The sequence below is a fragment of the Gramella jeungdoensis genome, from assembly GCF_023805255.1.
Taxonomy (GTDB): domain Bacteria; phylum Bacteroidota; class Bacteroidia; order Flavobacteriales; family Flavobacteriaceae; genus Christiangramia; species Christiangramia jeungdoensis.
In genome coordinates, this window is the sequence record NZ_JAMSCK010000001.1 from 113,465 (window position 1) to 130,504 (window position 17,040).

Here is a 17,040-nt window from a genome sequence, read left to right on the forward strand (position 1 = left end):
GGCAGATATGGATTCTTTTTTGATTTAAACAGAGCTTAGACCAACTGTTCTTTTAACTGGGATATTTCTCCCTCGGAGTTTAAAAGTATTCTGCGGAACTGTTCAGCATTGGAAAAATAATGTTCCGTTAAAAGTTCCCTGTAATACTTGATTCCTTCCAGTAGATTGTCACAAAATCTATGATATCCTTTAACTGTTTTTGGATCTGGAGTAACCATGTCGGTTACCTGCTTTTTGATATAATCAACATATAATTCCAGTTCTTTGGCGAACATATTTGGGCGGTCCTTCCTGTTTATGATATTTCCCCAGCCGTAAATATGTCCTGCCATTTCCTGGAGGCTTACCTTTTTTGTGAAATTAGCAATATTAGGGCCCGGACAAATAGTAACTGCTTTTTGATTTTTTACGAATTTCTCGTTGTATTGTAAAGGTGCCGCATTGCTCAAGCCAATACATAAACATTCTTTTTCCAGAACCTCCTTTTTAAGTTTTTCACGTCTGGCAGTTGTTAGCTCAGCTGACTCCAGTTGTGCCAGTTTTAGTTCCTGATATTTCGTTGAAGCTGTACATATAGGCTTTTTTGTGAATTCTGTGTTTGAGACTAGATATTTTTCAGGGCAGCTGCTTCCTGGCTTATTTTCGGCTATTCGCTTCAGTCTTTCTTTTTCTGAACTGGTTCCTTTGAGATAATTGAAACTTACTCCTAATGGACTGCTCTCACTTAGTACCACGTCTTCATCTGTGGAATTTTGAAGCACCTTAAAAGTATCATCTTCTACAGTAGTTGCCTCCGGGCATAACAAAAATGGTGTACCCCATCCCGTGCTATCCACCTGGTAATAATTGTGGAGAAACTGGTCTTCTTCATAAGTGCCAATCCCTCCCTGAGCAGTGATTTTTATTGGATGAGGTTTATCAAAGCTTTTCAGTCCTAACGCCGCAACTGATTTGTTATATATTTCAAAAAGACTTTCCTGTAATTCCTTTTTTCTGGCCTTGAATTCCTCCAGGATGGGTCCCATAAGGACGCCCTGGGTGGCAAATGCATGTCCTCCACAGTTGAGACCGGATTCTATCCTGAATTCGCTTACCCAGATCCCTTTTTTTGCCAGATATTTTCCCTGGATCAGGGCCGAACGAAAATCACTGACCTTCAAAGCGATTCTCTTTTTGAATTTACCCCATGCCTGAGCGTCAAATTCCCTGAAACTCTCCAGGTAATTGAATAACCTGGGATTCATTCCGGCAGAGAATATCACGGCTGAATCTTCCAGGTCGCTTTGTGCGTATCCCTTTAGAGCTGTAAGAGCATCAGAATGATTAGGAATTGGGTTGCCGCTTTTATCCTGGATTTCCCTGTCAACTTTTGTCATTATATTCACTTCAATTGCCCCGGCCTTTACTTCCTTTCTCAGCTCACCTTCAATTGATCTTTTCTTTTCAGGTTCTTCTGCGTTCATAAACTCCAGATATTTTTTCTTCAGATCGTTTTCATTTGGTAACATTTCAAAATATTTCACTAGATCTGAGCCGGCCTCAAAGGAAGAGTTGCGTAGTTCTTCCAGGCGTTTTTTTACATTTCTGTTTACAAGGTTTAGATAATCGGTGATTCTTCTTGCCCTGTAATCCTTTTCACGAGTTGTAATGGGAGTATAAGTCTCATTATTCTTTTTATAATATACCTTTCTCATGACCTCTATAAGATTATCTTCAACAATAGATAGAGCTGAAGTGATTCCAAAACTGGCAACTTTTATAGGGGTGTCTATGGTGTAGGCAATTCCCATTACGGGGATATGGAATGTATGTAGGGATTGATTTTTCATCTGGAAAATTTAAGCGGGCAAGATGAAGTTCTTATTTAACCTAAAAAATGATATTTATCATGTAAGGGGGTCTTAATTAGAAAGGAAGTTCAAAAGTGCCGCGGAGTCAGTATTTTATTAGAGCCGCAAATTGAAATAAACTTTTCACTTCAACTACAAATCATTAAATTTGCAACTCGCTGTTTACAGCGTTAGATTAAAATCACAGGAAAGAATATGTTTGATAATTTAAGCGATAAGTTAGATAGTGCCTTACACGTATTAAAAGGACATGGCCAGATAACCGAAGTTAACGTAGCCGAAACTCTTAAAGAGGTTCGTCGCGCCCTTGTAGATGCCGATGTTAACTATAAGATTGCCAAAGATTTTACAAATACGGTAAAAGAAAAGGCCTTAGGTCAGAACGTGCTTACGGCATTAAAGCCGGGGCAGATGATGGTGAAGCTCGTAAAAGACGAGCTGACTGAACTTATGGGTGGAGAGGCTGAAGGAATCGATCTTTCGGGAAATCCATCAGTGATCTTAATGTCTGGTCTCCAGGGTAGTGGTAAGACCACATTCTCGGGGAAACTTGCCAACTTCCTTAAAAAGAAAAAGACCAAAAAACCACTTCTGGTTGCCTGTGATGTATACCGTCCTGCGGCAATTAACCAGCTTCATGTTGTTGGAGAGCAGGTTGGAGTAGAGGTATATTCTGAAGAAGGGAATCAGGATCCCGTAGCTATTTCTAAGAATGCTATCGCTCATGCCAAAGAAAATGGTCATAATGTGGTGATCATCGATACCGCCGGTCGACTGGCTGTGGATGAAGCGATGATGACAGAAATATCGAATATCCATAAGGCGATCGACCCAAACGAAACCTTATTCGTTGTTGATTCGATGACAGGTCAGGATGCGGTGAATACCGCTAAAGCCTTTAACGATAGGCTGGATTTTGATGGGGTCATACTTACCAAACTTGATGGTGATACCCGTGGTGGTGCAGCTATTTCCATTAAGTCGGTAGTAAATAAACCTATTAAGTTCATTGGTACCGGGGAGAAGATGGATGCAATGGATGTCTTTTATCCTTCCCGTATGGCCGATAGGATCCTGGGAATGGGGGATGTTGTCTCTCTTGTTGAACGTGCCCAGGAACAGTATGATGAAGAAGAGGCCAGAAAGCTTCAGAAAAAGATAGCCAAGAATAAATTTGGATTTGATGATTTCCTTAATCAGCTTCAGCAGATAAAGAAAATGGGATCCATGAAGGATCTTATGGGTATGATCCCGGGAGCTGGCAAGATGCTAAAGGATGTGGATATCGATGACGATGCCTTTAAGGGAATAGAAGCGATTATTCATTCCATGACTCCCGGAGAAAGAAGTGAGCCTAAGATCATCAATGCAAGTAGAAAGAAAAGAATTGCGAAAGGGTCTGGAACCTCTGTTCAGGAGGTGAATCAATTGCTTAAGCAATTCAACCAGATGGGTAAGATGATGAAGATGATGCAAGGTGGTGGTGGCCGAAAAATGATGCAAATGATGAAGGGAATGAAGTAGTTGGCAGTAGGTAGTCTCAGTATGCAGTAAAATATTTGATTATGGATTTTAGATCTTTAAAAGCATACGAGATTGCATTTGAACTGGCGATGAAGATATTCGAAATTTCGAAGAAATTTCCTAAAGAGGAAACATACAGTTTAACCGACCAGATACGTAGAAGTTCTAGGTCGGTTTGTTCTAATATAGCCGAAGCTTATAGAAAAAGGAGTAATCCTAATCACTTTAAAAGTAAGCTGAGCGACAGTGATGCTGAGAATGCAGAGACTCAAAGCTGGCTTCAATTTGCAAGAGCCTGCAAGTATATTGAGGAACTGGAGTTTGAGAAATTGGTTAAACAGAGTGAAGAAGTAGGGAAGCTTTTAAATTATATGATCAATAACCCGGGTAAATATGGAGTAGTGGAAAAATAACTGCCCACTGTTACTGCCCACTGAATACTTTAATAGATGACAATTTTAGACGGTAAAAAGATCAGTAATGACATCAAGGATGAAATTGCTGCTGAGGTTACCAAAATGAAAGAACGTGGTGAAAAAGTCCCACATCTTGCCGCAATTATCGTTGGAAAAGACGGAGCCAGTTTAACCTATGTGAATAGTAAGGTGAAAGCCTGCGAAAGAGTAGGTTTTGAATCATCACTTTACCGACTCCCAAACACTATAAGTGAACTGGAGCTGCTTGATAAGATCGAAGAACTGAATAAGAATGAGGATATTGACGGTTTTATTGTTCAGTTGCCTTTACCTCCTCAGATCGATACTCAAAAAGTATTGAACGCGGTAGATCCGGATAAGGATGTAGATGGGTTCCATCCAACCAATTTTGGTAAAATGGCGCTGGATATGACCACTTTCATTCCTGCTACTCCATTCGGGATCCTTGAATTGCTTGAAAGATATGATATCCCAACTAAAGGGAAGCATACCGTTGTTATAGGAAGAAGCTATATCGTGGGAAGACCTATGAGTATTCTAATGGGGAGAAGCGGATTCCCGGGGAATTCCACAGTGACGCTTACCCATGAATTTACCAAGAACATTACCCAGGTTACTTCACAGGCCGATATTATTATCATTGCTGTTGGAATACCAGATTTTCTTAAAGCTGAAATGATCAAGGATGATGCTGTGATTATCGACGTTGGGATTACCAGGGTCCCCGATGAGAATTCCGAAAAAGGTTATGTGATAAAAGGAGATGTTGATTTTGAAAATGTAAGCAAACGTGCTTCTTATATTACACCAGTGCCCGGTGGTGTGGGCCCAATGACGGTTTCAATGTTATTGAAAAATACACTTCTTGCGAGAGAAAGACATAAAAAAAGAGCCCTGGAGGCTCAGAATAAATAAGAAATAGGTCTAGAAAGCCAATAGACAGGTCATTACGAACGAAGTGAAGTAATCTGCAATTGATTACCTATATAATGTGGAGATTGCTTCGTTCCTCGCAATGACAGGTGAAAAGAACTTTTTAGACCTCTTTTTTTTAAGCGGCTTCGATGTCTTCTCGTTCCAGTTTCCAGTCTAAATAATTATGGAGATCAGATTCGATGAATCTTAGTCCGAAGGTTAACACGGCGAAATCATCTATATATCCAAGTCCGGGAATAAAATCGGGGACAATGTCCAGAGGGTTAAGAATGTAAAGAAATGCGAAAGCGATGGTCGCGATCGTGAACCACGGCACCTGGGTGTAAATCCCTTTCCGGTAGTCACGAAGCATGCCATACATTACTTTCCCCAGTTCGGCATACTTTTTAAGCATGTTGGAATTAATGATCTTGTCGGCGATCTGTTCATGATTTCTCATGGCAACATTCACATCACCATCATCAATCTTGGTGATCTCACTTTTTACAAAATCCTCATCAATTTCTTTTTTCTTTTTTCCGAACATATCTCCTTTATTTAATTATTTATAATCTGTGATGGGCGTTGCCGTATTCCTTTTTATATATCTTCAGAATAAGAAGAAAAAGTGAAATTAGCAAAGGCCCGAATATTAATCCAATAAAACCGAACAGGGGTACCCCAACGATCACGCCAAAAAGTGTGATGAGTGGATGTACGCTTGCCAGTTTTTCCAGTACATACAATCTTATGATATTATCAGTTGAACCAACCACTACAAACCCATAGATCAACAGGGTTACAGCCTGCCAGTCATTTCCCTGTGCAAAAAGAAGAATAGAGGCGGGTATCACACCTATGGCAGTTCCAATAAAAGGAATCATGGAGCCAATAGCGGTAATTACAAACCAAAAGAATGGATCGGGAACCCCAAATATTAAAAATCCGATTAAAGCTATCACTCCCTGAACAATAGCGACTAGCGGAATCCCGAGTGCATTTGATTTTACAAGTTCATTGCTTTCCTCCCCAATTATTCTAAGGTTATCCTTTCCCAAGGGAATGTATGTGATCATGGATTCTCTCAAAGACTGACGATTAGTTAGCATATAATAAAGCATAAAATACATGATCCCTATCGCTATAAATGCATTGAAGGTACCCCCGGCCAGGCTTTGCAGGTTCGCCGAAACCCAGTTGGTAATTGCAGAAGTGTCAATACTGGAGCTGATATTATAGCCTAAATACTCTTCAAAATTGTTTAACTGGGCTTTAAGTGCGCTTAGCACTCTTTCTGAATTTGATACTGCTTTTCCTATTTTGGAGGTAAGCATGAAAGCAATGATGGAAACCGGGATCAATATACCTACAAAGGAAATGGTCATAAGCAATGTCGCTGCCAAAGGTGGTTTCCATCCTCTGTTTAATAGACCTTTCATCATTGGTTTAAGTATTACATATAAAGTAACAGCACCAAGAACTCCCGAAAGATAGGGGAGCATCTCTTTGAAAATTAAAACCGTTAAGAAAAGTATTAGCAGCAGCACAAAAATCTGGCGTACTAAAGACGGTTTAAGTCTATCCATTTGTTACTGGTTGGTTATAAAATAATACTACTTGGCGAAAAGCTGATCTATATTTTTAAATGCTTTGAATTCCAGAGCATTTCCGCAGGGGTCTCTAAAGAACATCGTAGCCTGTTCTCCCGGTTTCCCTTCAAATCTTATATAAGGCTCTATCACAAACTCAATATTCTTGCTTTTAAGCAGTTTAGCGAATTCATGAAATACATCCCACTGTAATACAACGCCAAAATGCGGAACAGGAACATCTTTCCCATCAACAGGATTGGATGTGGAGGCCTTTGTCTCCTGGGGATCCTGGTAATGGATCACCAGCTGATGACCAAAGAAGTTAAAATCTACCCAGTGATCACTACTTCTGCCTTCCCCGCAGCCCAATGTCTCTTTATAGAATTTTCTGCATTTCTCGAGATCAGAAACCGGGATGGCCAGATGAAAGGGTTGTATCTTCATGATGCTGTAATTAAATATTGTCTTAAAAAGATTATTAATGACCGGCTATACAGCCGATTTAAAAATAACAAGAACTGAATACAATTCAACAAGCCCCATCGCTAATAATCTGTTAAGATTTGAATTTTCGGGGTCTTTTGGTCTTTTTTGGTTTACTGTCAGTAGTTTCAATTAAAGAACCTTCCTCAGTTTTGGTAGATTCTCCAAGCAGTTCGTTTATGGTCTTCAGTTCTTCTTTTGTAAGATCACGCCATTTTCCTACTGGAATATCCAGTTGCACATTCATAATGCGGATTCTCTTAAGGGAAGTAACCTCATAGCCTAAAAATTCACACATTCTCCTTATCTGCCTGTTCAATCCCTGGGTGAGAATGATTCTGAAGGTGTGTTTCCCAAGCTTCTCAACTTCACATTTTCGTGTTACAGTGTCCAGAATAGGAACCCCGTTAGACATTCGTTTTATAAAATCTGAAGTGATTGGCTTGTTTACCGAAACCACATATTCCTTTTCGTGATTATTCCTTGCGCGAAGGATCTTGTTTACGATATCTCCATCATTAGTAAGAAAAATTAGACCCTCGCTTGGTTTATCCAGTCGGCCAATAGGGAAGATCCTTTTAGGGTAATTGATATAATCGATAATATTGTTCTTTTCCACCCGAGTGTCGGTGGTACAAACAATCCCTACCGGTTTATTAAAGGCAAGATATACATTGGGTTCCTTCAATTCGGCTTTTGAAACGGGTTCTCCGTCAACTTTCACTACGTCGCCGGGAGAAACTTTAGTTCCCATTTCGGGTACTTTATCATTTATTGTGATTCGGCCCTGGTCTATTAATTTATCGGCTTCTCTTCTGGAGCAGTATCCTAACTGACTTAAATACTTATTTATTCTAACTTCTTCTGCCATAAAACTTATTCTCAAACAAAGATACAAGATAAGATTTCGGGAGGGGAAGACGAAAAAAATTAAAATTTTAAAAACCTCAGGCAACCTTTCGTAACTTTCCTACGTCTATATAAATAGAAGGCCTTTTGAAAATGGTAAAAGTCATACAGCTTTTTAAAAACGAAACTTCTTTGATTGGGAAAGCAGCCGCGGGAAACCGTGATGCCCAGCAAAAGTTGTATGAGATACATTCTCCAAAGATGCTGAGCGTTTGCAGGCAGTATATAAAAGACCTGCACCATGCTGAAGAGGTAATGCTGAATGGTTTTTTCAAGGTCTTTACACATCTGAAAGAATTTAAGGCTGAAGGTAGTTTTGAAGGGTGGATAAGAAGGATAATGATAAGAGAATCGATTTCTTTTTTAAGACAATATAAAAAGCTGGAATTTCAGGAAGACCTTGGTTATGAGTCGAAAGAGGTTTTCAATAATATAAATTCAGAAATGGATGTGGCCGATATTCAGAATTTGATAGATGCTTTACCGGAAGGTTATAAAATGGTGTTTGTGCTGTATGCGGTGGAAGGTTACAAGCATTCTGAAATATCAAAAATGCTTGATATAAGTGAAGGGACTTCAAAATCCCAGTTATTTAAAGCACGAAAAATGCTTCAGGAAAAATTAAAAACAATTAACTCAACAGGCTATGGCACCAATTAAATTTGAAGAGCACGTAAGGGAGCAGCTTGAAAAGAGGGAAATACAGCCTTCTGCCGGAAGCTGGGATAAACTAAGCTCAAGGCTGGGTGAGACTGAAAACAGACCACGAAGAAAATGGTGGATCTCCGCTGCTGCCGCAGTAATTGTCCTTGTCGTTGCCAGTTTGATATTTATAGATCAGCAGAAAGGGATTGAGGCCCCTATTGTGGAAAACCCGGCAGAAATGAAGAAAAGTGAGCCTCAAAACCCTGAAAATTTTGAAAAAGCCGATCGAATAGCTTCAGAAGAAAATAGCGATGTAATTCAGGAAAAAACAGAGGAGGTAAAACCTCAGGAAATAGTGGAAACTGGAAGAGCCAAAGAGAAGATACAAAATGATTCAAACGAAAGTCAACTGGCTCAAAACTCTTCTAAAGACAGGGTCCTGATTGAACCGATCAGAATAACACCTCCTGTAAGGGATGCGGAAAATCCGACTCAATTTTCCCAACAGATAAACGAGTTACTGGCAAAGGTTGCTCAAAAGGAAGAGCAAAACGGTGATGTTACGGAAGCAGAGGTGAACAGGCTACTTGCAGAAGCTGCTCGCGAAATTAGCCAGTCCGGAAAATATACAGAAGGAGACGTAAGTGCAGAGGCATTATTGGCTGATGTGGAATTTGAAATGGATCAGTCTTTCAGGCAGGAGGTGTTTGAAGTTTTGAAAGAAGGTTTTTTAAAGGCCAGAACTGCGATCGCGACAAGAAACGAGTAATAAGAATCAAATCAATTTAATTAATAATCCCGAAAGGGTCATTCATCAATCAATTTCTGATGAGGAAGACATTTGTCTGAATCGGACGAACACTAAAAACAATTTAACCATGAAAACTATCATTATCTATTTTGCCCTGGCTTTATTCACTTTTGCAACACAATTTGTGTACTGTCAGGAAGATGATCAGAAAACCACTGAAGAAATAATTGAATCAAAAAGACAGGAGATCATTCAGGATGAAAAAGGAAAACTGAAAAAGAAGGTAGAAGAGATCAATTCCAGACTAGAAAAGGGGGTTATCACTTCTGAAGAGGCTGAAGATGAGAAAAAAGAAGCAGCAGAACTCCATGCGAAGAACATCGAGAATCGAATTGCTATTATGGAAAACAAAATGGAGTTGGAAGAAAGGAATAAAGAGACGAAAGCATATGTTGCCCTTGGGGATGATGGTAAGGTGATTACTATTAAAATAAATGAAGATCGCGAGAAGCAATATGACAAAAGGACAACCAGTGACCTGGTTATTGCGGCAGGTTTTAATAATGCCCTGCAAGATGGCCAGTCTCTTAATGATTCCGATTTCAAGATAGGGGGAAGCCGTTTCTTTGAAATAGGCTGGGCATGGAAAACCAGGGTGTTTGATAAGTCTAACTGGTTGCGCCTTAAGTATGGTGTTTCTTTTCAGTTCAACGGGCTGAAGCCAACAGATAACCGCTATTTTCTGACCGATGGAGATGAGACTTTCCTTGAAGAATATGATCTTGATCTTGATAAATCAAAATTCAGAATGGATAACCTGGTGGTTCCCGTGCACTTCGAATTTGGGCCTTCTACAAAGAACGAGAGTAAGAATTATGTTAGATATTCAACGCGTGGAAAATTCAAAATCGGTTTGGGAGGATATGCCGGCTTCAATATAGGCGAACGTCAAAAACTGAAATATAAGCTGGAGGGAGATAAACAAAAGGATAAGCTAAAAGGAGATTATAATACCAACGATTTTGTATATGGCCTAAGTGGCTATATGGGTTGGGGCTGGGCTACCCTTTATGCGAAGTATGATCTTAACCCTATTTTCCAGGAACCCAATGTGGAACTTAACAATATTTCGGTAGGCCTAAGATTCGACGTGGATTAGCCAATAAATTTGTAGTTTTGTGTGAATCAAAAAAGACCTCACAGGTTTTTAAAAACCTGTGAGGTCTGGATTTTAGACTACAGAAGAAATTGATCTCAAAAACTACCATAGATAACGTCTTTGAAACTGCTCGTGTAGAGGAGGTGATCGGCGATTTTGTTCAGTTGAAAAAATCTGGAAGTAATTTAAAGGGCTTAAGTCCTTTTACCGATGAGCGTACACCGAGTTTTATGGTTTCTCCCGTTAAACAGATCTGGAAGGATTTTAGTAGTGGGAAAGGCGGGAATGTGGTGGCTTTTTTGATGGAGCATGAACACTTTACCTATCCCGAAGCCATAAAATATCTTGCTAAGAAATATGGTATTGAGATAGAGGAAACCCAACAGAGCGATGAGCAGAAAGAACAGGCAAATGAAAGGGAGAGTATGTATCTCGTTTCAGAATATGCCAATGAGTTCTTTCAAAAAGCTATGCATGAGACAGATGAAGGTCAGGCAATAGGGCTGAGTTATTTCAAGGAAAGAGGTTTTTCTCCGGAAACTATCAAAAAATTTGATCTTGGTTATTCGCCGGATGATTGGGAAGCTTTGACAAAAAGCGCCCTTGATGAAGGTTATAAGCTGGAATATCTTGAAAAGACTGGTCTTACTATAGTTAAGGAGGATAAGAAATTTGACAGGTTCAAGGGCAGGGTAATGTTTCCTATACATTCTATGTCTGGCCGGGTGCTCGGTTTTGGCGGAAGAATACTTTCCAATACTAAAAAAGCAGCAAAATATCTTAATTCACCCGAGAGCGATATCTATCATAAGAGTAAGGTGCTTTATGGGATCTATTATGCCAAGCAGGCTATTTCCCGGGAGGATAATTGTTACCTGGTTGAAGGTTATACCGATGTGATACAGTTCCATCAAAGCGGGATTGAGAATACGGTTTCTTCTTCTGGAACGGCTTTGACGCCCGAGCAGATAAGACTGATTAACCGTCTTACCAGGAATATTACAGTTCTTTTCGACGGAGATGCTGCAGGAACAAGGGCTTCTTTGCGAGGTATAGATCTTATCCTGGAACAGGGAATGAATGTTAAGGTTTGTCCTTTTCCGGAAGGTGAGGACCCTGATAGTTTTGCAAGAAATAATTCTGAAGATGACCTTCGGGAGTTCCTTGCCGAAAATTCCTATGACTTTATCACGTATAAAGCTTCTCTTTTGATGGACGAGGCGAAAAATGATCCTGTGAAGAAAGCGGGACTTATTCGTGATATGGTGAACAGCATCTCAAAAATTCCTGATAATATTCAGCAGGAAATTTACCTGCAGGAATGTTCGCGCATCATGGAGATTTCGGAAGATGTTCTTTATGCTACCCTTGCACAGATCCAGAATAAGGATGAAAAATCTACCCGGAAGCCGGGAAAACGAAATATGGAAGTGGTCAAGGAGGAATCGGCTCCTAAACCTAAGGTGGACCACATGTATATTCTGGAAAGGAATATCATTAAGATCCTCATTCTTTATGGAAATAAAGAGGAAGAGTTTGAAGATCTTTTGCTAAAACAAAACGAGGAGACCGGCGAATTGGTATTAGAACCGGAAACTCAGGAAGCGAAGGTGTTCGAGAAGATATATCTTGATCTTCAGGAAGACGAGATCGCTTTCTCCAACGAGGACTTTAGAAAACTTTATAATATTCTTATCAATAAGCTGAACAGTCAGGAAGAATTCGTGGTAGGTAATGTTATTAATGAACTGGAAGCTTCACAGGCTAAGGAAATTACCGATATTCTAATGCAAGAGGAGCAGTATGAACTTCATAGCTGGGATCGTCATGATATTCCTGTAAAAGAAAAAGAACAGACCATAAAGCAGTTCGTTAGTCAGACCATCCTGAATCTTCGCAGACATCTTATTGACTGTAAACTGAACGAACTTTTAGAAAATATAAGAGTAGCCCAGACCGAAGATGAGAGGACAGATATTAAAAATGAAGTGGTAGGCTTTAACAAACTACGCACTCTCCTGGCAGAAAGACTGGGGAGAGTTATGTAGTATTAAGTTGAAGTAACCTTGATTGAGTAATGAGATCGGCAACATTATCTACCTTTAGCTTTTTAAGTAACCTGGTCTTATAAGTGCTCACCGTTTTTTCATTAATGTCAAGGGCTTCTGCGATGTCTTTATTTCTTTTCCCTGAAGAAAGAAGATTCAGCACTTCTGATTCTCTTGTAGAAAGCTTTTTAAATTTTGTAATCAAACTCTTACCTCTTGATATTCCGGAGTTTAATTTTTCGGTGATTTTACGATTTAGATAGATGCCTCCACGAGCGACCTGGTAAATCGCTTTCTCAAGGGTCTCATTATCAGTATGTTTTGAGATGTATCCTGCGGCACCTGCTTTAATGGCACTTAAGGCATACATTTCTTCAGGATGTGAACTGAAAATAAGTGTTTTTACTTCAGGATATTCCTGTTTGATACGCCTTATAGCGTTGATTCCGTTGATTTGAGGTAGATCCAGTTCTACAATAAGCACATCCGGCGCATCCTTTTCCAACTGATTAAATAGCTGGGTCCCGCTGCCTACTCTTCCCGTTACTTGTAAGGCCGGATTGTTTTGTAGCACACATTTTACACCTTCTAAAATAATGGGGTGATGGTCTGCAATTAATACTCGATACATGATTTTAAGTTAAAAAACAAGTCCGGGGGTAACTCGTTGAGTTTGGTTTTCTTAACCTAAAATAATGCTTTGCAGATTTAAAATGTAAAAGTGTTTAACATATTCGACAAGTGGTCTATTTCTTAAGATGAACGGGGATTTCACAGACCGGAATTGGAAGCATTTTGTGCCTGTTGCTTGAGTTAAGGCGGTGGTATATTTCAAAGATTTCTCTCTGTCTGCCTTCAAAATCTTCCGCTCTTTTGCCATCTTCTGCCATTTGCATGGCCCATTCCAATTCGTCATAAGACGCTCCTAACTGATCTTCATCACTCCGGCTATCGCCAAAGAGTCCGTCAGTAGGAGGAGCTTTCATTATCTCGTCGATAATATTCAAATATTCGCCCAATGCATACACTTCACTTTTTACAAGATCGGCAATAGGGCTCAGGTCAACCCCGCCATCTCCATATTTGGTATAGAAGCCTACTCCAAAATCCTCAACTTTATTTCCGGTACCTGAGACCAGATATTTGTGCAGACCGGCAAAATAATATAGGGTAGTCATTCTTAGTCTGGCTCTGGAATTGGCAAGCGCAAGATCAAGTGAAGTTGTTTCCCTGTGTTGTGGCATTACTTTCCTGAACTCCTCAAAAACAGGAGTGAGATTTACCTCAAGGCTGCTCACATTCGCAAAGTTGTGTGACAGTTCCTCAATGTGTTTGCGGGCTCTGCTGATCTGACTTTTATGCTGGTGTATTGGCATTTCAAGACATAAGGTGGGCATCCCTGTTTTCGCACAAAGTGTAGATGTGACTGCAGAATCGATTCCGCCGCTGACCCCTATCACGAATCCATTCATATTGGCTTTGGTAGCATAATCTTTCAGCCAGTTAATGATGTGGTCAGCTACTTTTTCGGTCTGCATAATTTTGGGTGATTAAGTTTGTAAGTAATACCTTTGCGCCACAAATCTAACACTTAAACCCAATTTTTAAAAAGGGAAAGGCGTTAAAGCCTTCACAATAGAAAGTTATGCTGAAGAAATTCTGGTTTTTAATATTGGTTACAGGTCTAATTTCCTGTGATAAGCAATCGGAAACCGAAGAGAAAATAGAGAAGATCGACGCGGATTTTAAAGTGGTACGATTCGATGAGAAATTTGCCGAAGCGACTGAAGAAACCCTGCCTGAACTGAAAGAGCAATATCCGTTTCTGTTTCCAAAACAATATCCTGATAGTGTTTGGGTGAATAAACTTAATGACAGTATTCAGCAGGAAATAGAGACCGAGGTAGCAAAAGCTTTCCCGGAGTTTTCAAAAGAAACCGATGAGCTCCATAGCCTTTTTCAGCATGTAAAATATTATTTTCCCGATTTTCAGGTGCCCGATGTTATTACGGTCACTTCAGAAGTGGATTATAAGAACAAGGCCATTTATACCGGGGATTATCTTTTCGTTTCACTGGACACTTATCTTGGGCAGAATCATAAATTCTATATTGGAATTCAGGAATATCTCAAGAAGAACTTCAGAAAGGAGCAGATTGTAGCCGATGCTGCTGCTGAGATTGCCGGAAATTATGTTCCCAAAGCGAAATCCAGGACCTTCCTTTCTCATATGCTTTACTATGGGAAGATCCTTTATCTGAAAGATCTTTTTATCCCGTTTAAAAGTGATGCTGAGAAAATTGGCTATACCCAAAAAGAAATGGACTGGGCTAGTGCTAATGAGGATCAGATCTGGAGGTATTTCATTGAAAATGAATTGATATTTGATACCGATTCGCAGCTGTACACCAGGTTTTTGTATCCGGCTCCTTTTTCAAAGTTCTACCTGCAGCTTGATGCCGAATCTCCTGCAAGACTCGGGCAATATATAGGTTGGAACATCATAAGGTCTTATATGGAAAAAAATGGAGTTTCCATTAAGACAATGCTGAATACTCCGGCTGAAGAAATTTTTAATAAAGCGAACTATAAACCTAAGAAATAATGTCTCAATACAAGAAGTCTGAAATAAATATAGAAGTGGTTACCGATGAGAACCATGTACCCGAGAATATAACATGGAGTGCCGAGGATGGAAATGTGTATAAAGAAGAGGCGAAGGCCCTGATGCTCTCGGTATGGGATAGCAAAGAGCAGGAGACCCTGCGAATCGACTTGTGGACAAAGGAAATGCCGGTTGATGAGATGAAAAAATTCTTTCACCAGACCCTGGTATCGATGAGTGATACATATTTTCGGGCTACCCAGGACGATAAGATGCGGGATACCATGAAGGATTTCTGCGATTATTTTGCTGAAAAGACCGAGATCAAGAAGCAATAATTGGAGAAACTTATTTTTGTATACAACGCAGATTCTGGAAGGCTGAATGGTTTTATGGATTCCCTCCATAAAACTATAAGGCCGTCTACCTATAACTGTAAATTATGTAAACTTACTTTTGGAGTGCTTCATCAAAAAAAGGACTGGAAAAATTTCATGAAAGGCCTTAATGCGGAAAGTGAATTTCTTCACAAAAATGAGTTTCAAAAACAATACGCCTCAAAATTCGGATACAAGTTTGAATTTCCCCTGATTCTAATGCAGAATAGAAAGGGTCTGGAAGTCTTTTTGTCTAAGGATGAATTTTGGAATATAGATTCCCTGGAGGAATTGATGAAGGTGATTAGAAAAAGACTGAATTCTTAGGAAGTTCGAAGCTGGTGGTTGATATTTTCAATATATTCCAGAACTTCTTCTTTTCCAATTCCCGAGGATGCTGAGGTGATAAAATGTTCTGGCATTTCTTCCCACACTTCAAGCATTTCAGCTTTATAATTTCTAATGTTTTTCTCTAGCTCTTTTGGTTTTAACTTATCGGCTTTTGTAAAGATGATGCAGAAAGGGACGGCATTTTCTCCCAGCCATTGCATGAATTCCATATCGATGGCCTGTGGTTTATGCCGCGAATCTATAAGTACAAATGCACATACCATTTGTTTCCGCTTTTCGAAATAAGCGGTAATGAATTTCTGAAATACCTTTTTGGTGGATTTTGAAACCTGGGCATATCCATATCCCGGGAGGTCAACAAGGTGCCAGTTCTTGTTGATCAGAAAGTGGTTGATCAGCTGCGTTTTTCCCGGTTTTGCTGAGGTTTTTGCCAGCGCTTTTCTACCAGTAAGCATGTTGATTAGGGAAGATTTTCCCACATTACTACGTCCAATAAAGGCATATTCAGGTAAAGCGCTGTTCGGGCACTGGTCAACTTTGGAGTTGCTTACCACAAATTCAGCCGACTTGATCTTCATAGCAGCCAGTTTAGATATTTCGGTCCTTAAGCCATGCGTGAAGCAGTACGTTAAACTCTTCTGGATGTTCCATCATGGCAGCATGTCCGCATTTATCTATCCAGTAGAGGTCGGCATCTGGCAGAAGCCGTTGAAAATCTTCAGCAACTTCCGGAGGAGTTACATTGTCGTTTTTACCCCAGATAATACAGGTAGGGGTTTTCATCTTCGGAAGATCTTTTGCCATGTTATGCCGTATGGCACTCTTGGCGATAGCAAGAGTTTTAACCAGTTTGTTGCGATCACTCACCGTTTCGTAAACATCATCCACGATCTCTTTGGTGGCAACTTCGGGATCGTAAAATACAGCCTCCGCCTTTTTCTTGATAAATTCATAATCTCCACGTCTGGGATAACTTTCTCCCATGGCGTTTTCATAAAGGCCTGAACTACCAGTGATCACAAGAGCTTTGACTATTTCAGGGAACATCTTCGTGGCCAGAAGGGCGATATGTCCGCCCAGGGAATTACCCAGGAGTATTACATTTTCGTAGCCCTTGAAATCAATAAATTCTTTAAGATATCTGGCAAAAGTGCCTACGCTGGTTTTTAAAAGTGACATGGAATACAGCGGAAGTTCCGGAATAAGCACTTTGTAGCCTTTTTCCGGAAAATAATCAATCACGCCGTCAAAATTGCTGAGGCCTCCCATAAGTCCGTGCAGGATAACAATTGGAGTGCCCTCGCCTTTTTCAAGATATGTGAATTTTCCCTCTTGCCTTAAGTGATCTTTCATTAATTGCCTTTGCGGTTAGCAATCGCAAATATAGCGATTTC

The 17,040-nt window shown here is 40.0% G+C and carries 19 protein-coding genes; 10 read left to right on the top strand and 9 right to left on the bottom strand.

Annotated elements, in window-relative coordinates:
* Window positions 1–35 precede the first annotated feature (35 nt).
* Window positions 36–1,829, bottom strand: coding sequence for a hypothetical protein (locus NE848_RS00535; protein WP_252110265.1), 1,794 nt, complete (start codon window positions 1,827–1,829; stop codon window positions 36–38).
* Between the two features lie 216 nt (window positions 1,830–2,045).
* Between NE848_RS00535 and ffh the strand changes: the two genes are divergently transcribed.
* Genes ffh through NE848_RS00550 form a run of 3 tightly spaced genes read left to right on the top strand, consistent with a single transcriptional unit; the run spans window position 2,046 to window position 4,726 of the window.
* Complete coding sequence (gene ffh, locus NE848_RS00540) at window positions 2,046–3,374, top strand: signal recognition particle protein (RefSeq protein WP_252110266.1); 1,329 nt, start codon at window positions 2,046–2,048, stop codon at window positions 3,372–3,374.
* A 41-nt stretch (window positions 3,375–3,415) separates the two neighbouring features.
* A complete protein-coding gene (locus tag NE848_RS00545; protein WP_252110267.1) occupies window positions 3,416–3,787 on the top strand; it encodes a four helix bundle protein in 372 nt (123 codons plus the stop codon).
* Window positions 3,788–3,823: 36 nt separating this feature from the next.
* Window positions 3,824–4,726 (top strand): bifunctional 5,10-methylenetetrahydrofolate dehydrogenase/5,10-methenyltetrahydrofolate cyclohydrolase, encoded by a 903-nt coding sequence (locus NE848_RS00550; protein ID WP_252110268.1) that lies wholly within the window; start codon window positions 3,824–3,826, stop codon window positions 4,724–4,726.
* A 136-nt stretch (window positions 4,727–4,862) separates the two neighbouring features.
* Here NE848_RS00550 and NE848_RS00555 read toward each other — a convergent pair whose 3' ends face one another.
* The 4 genes from NE848_RS00555 to rluF form a co-directional block, all read right to left on the bottom strand.
* Window positions 4,863–5,273: a YkvA family protein gene (locus tag NE848_RS00555; RefSeq protein WP_252110269.1), complete on the bottom strand. Its 411-nt coding sequence runs from the start codon at window positions 5,271–5,273 to the stop codon at window positions 4,863–4,865.
* A gap of 19 nt (window positions 5,274–5,292) precedes the next feature.
* Window positions 5,293–6,312 (bottom strand): AI-2E family transporter, encoded by a 1,020-nt coding sequence (locus NE848_RS00560; protein WP_252110270.1) that lies wholly within the window; start codon window positions 6,310–6,312, stop codon window positions 5,293–5,295.
* A gap of 27 nt (window positions 6,313–6,339) precedes the next feature.
* Entirely contained in the window at window positions 6,340–6,762 is a 423-nt protein-coding gene (locus tag NE848_RS00565; protein WP_252110271.1) for a VOC family protein, read from the bottom strand.
* Window positions 6,763–6,874: 112 nt separating this feature from the next.
* Window positions 6,875–7,672, bottom strand: a complete 798-nt coding sequence (gene rluF / locus NE848_RS00570; protein WP_252110272.1) for a 23S rRNA pseudouridine(2604) synthase RluF — start codon at window positions 7,670–7,672, stop codon at window positions 6,875–6,877.
* A gap of 131 nt (window positions 7,673–7,803) precedes the next feature.
* Between rluF and NE848_RS00575 the strand changes: the two genes are divergently transcribed.
* The 4 genes from NE848_RS00575 (at window position 7,804) to dnaG (ending at window position 12,313) form a co-directional block, all read left to right on the top strand.
* Window positions 7,804–8,370, top strand: a complete 567-nt coding sequence (locus NE848_RS00575) for an RNA polymerase sigma factor (RefSeq protein ID WP_252110273.1) — start codon at window positions 7,804–7,806, stop codon at window positions 8,368–8,370.
* Window positions 8,357–9,124, top strand: a complete 768-nt coding sequence (locus NE848_RS00580) for a hypothetical protein (RefSeq protein WP_252110274.1) — start codon at window positions 8,357–8,359, stop codon at window positions 9,122–9,124. The genes NE848_RS00575 and NE848_RS00580 overlap by 14 nt, the downstream gene beginning before the upstream one ends.
* Before the next feature lie 109 nt (window positions 9,125–9,233).
* A complete protein-coding gene (locus NE848_RS00585) occupies window positions 9,234–10,265 on the top strand; it encodes a porin family protein (protein ID WP_252110275.1) in 1,032 nt (343 codons plus the stop codon).
* A gap of 89 nt (window positions 10,266–10,354) precedes the next feature.
* Window positions 10,355–12,313 carry a DNA primase gene (dnaG, locus tag NE848_RS00590; RefSeq protein ID WP_252110276.1) on the top strand — a complete coding sequence of 653 codons (1,959 nt, stop codon included), beginning with the start codon at window positions 10,355–10,357 and terminating at the stop codon, window positions 12,311–12,313.
* On the opposite strand, the gene NE848_RS00595 is transcribed toward dnaG, so the two are convergent.
* Both NE848_RS00595 and nadE read right to left on the bottom strand, forming a co-directional pair.
* Window positions 12,306–12,944, bottom strand: a complete 639-nt coding sequence (locus tag NE848_RS00595) for a response regulator (protein ID WP_252110277.1) — start codon at window positions 12,942–12,944, stop codon at window positions 12,306–12,308. The two genes, dnaG and NE848_RS00595, sit on opposite strands and share 8 nt — an antisense overlap.
* A 115-nt stretch (window positions 12,945–13,059) precedes the next feature.
* Window positions 13,060–13,851, bottom strand: a complete 792-nt coding sequence (gene nadE / locus NE848_RS00600; protein ID WP_252110278.1) for an NAD(+) synthase — start codon at window positions 13,849–13,851, stop codon at window positions 13,060–13,062.
* Window positions 13,852–13,958: 107 nt separating this feature from the next.
* Between nadE and gldB the strand changes: the two genes are divergently transcribed.
* Genes gldB through NE848_RS00615 form a run of 3 tightly spaced genes read left to right on the top strand, consistent with a single transcriptional unit; the run spans window position 13,959 to window position 15,622 of the window.
* On the top strand, window positions 13,959–14,918 hold the full coding sequence (gene gldB, locus NE848_RS00605; RefSeq protein ID WP_252110279.1) for a gliding motility lipoprotein GldB: 960 nt from the start codon (window positions 13,959–13,961) through the stop codon (window positions 14,916–14,918).
* Window positions 14,918–15,256: a gliding motility protein GldC gene (gene gldC / locus NE848_RS00610; protein WP_252110280.1), complete on the top strand. Its 339-nt coding sequence runs from the start codon at window positions 14,918–14,920 to the stop codon at window positions 15,254–15,256. Before gldB ends, gldC begins: the two co-directional genes overlap by 1 nt.
* Entirely contained in the window at window positions 15,257–15,622 is a 366-nt protein-coding gene (locus tag NE848_RS00615) for a GTPase (protein WP_252110281.1), read from the top strand. It abuts the gene before it with no gap.
* Here NE848_RS00615 and yihA read toward each other — a convergent pair.
* The gene (yihA, locus tag NE848_RS00620; protein ID WP_252110282.1) at window positions 15,619–16,224 is read right to left on the bottom strand and encodes a ribosome biogenesis GTP-binding protein YihA/YsxC; all 606 of its coding nucleotides are present in this window, start codon (window positions 16,222–16,224) and stop codon (window positions 15,619–15,621) included. The two genes, NE848_RS00615 and yihA, sit on opposite strands and share 4 nt — an antisense overlap.
* 10 nt (window positions 16,225–16,234) lie before the next feature.
* A complete protein-coding gene (locus tag NE848_RS00625) occupies window positions 16,235–16,999 on the bottom strand; it encodes an alpha/beta fold hydrolase (protein ID WP_252110283.1) in 765 nt (254 codons plus the stop codon).
* Window positions 17,000–17,040: the final 41 nt, after the last annotated feature.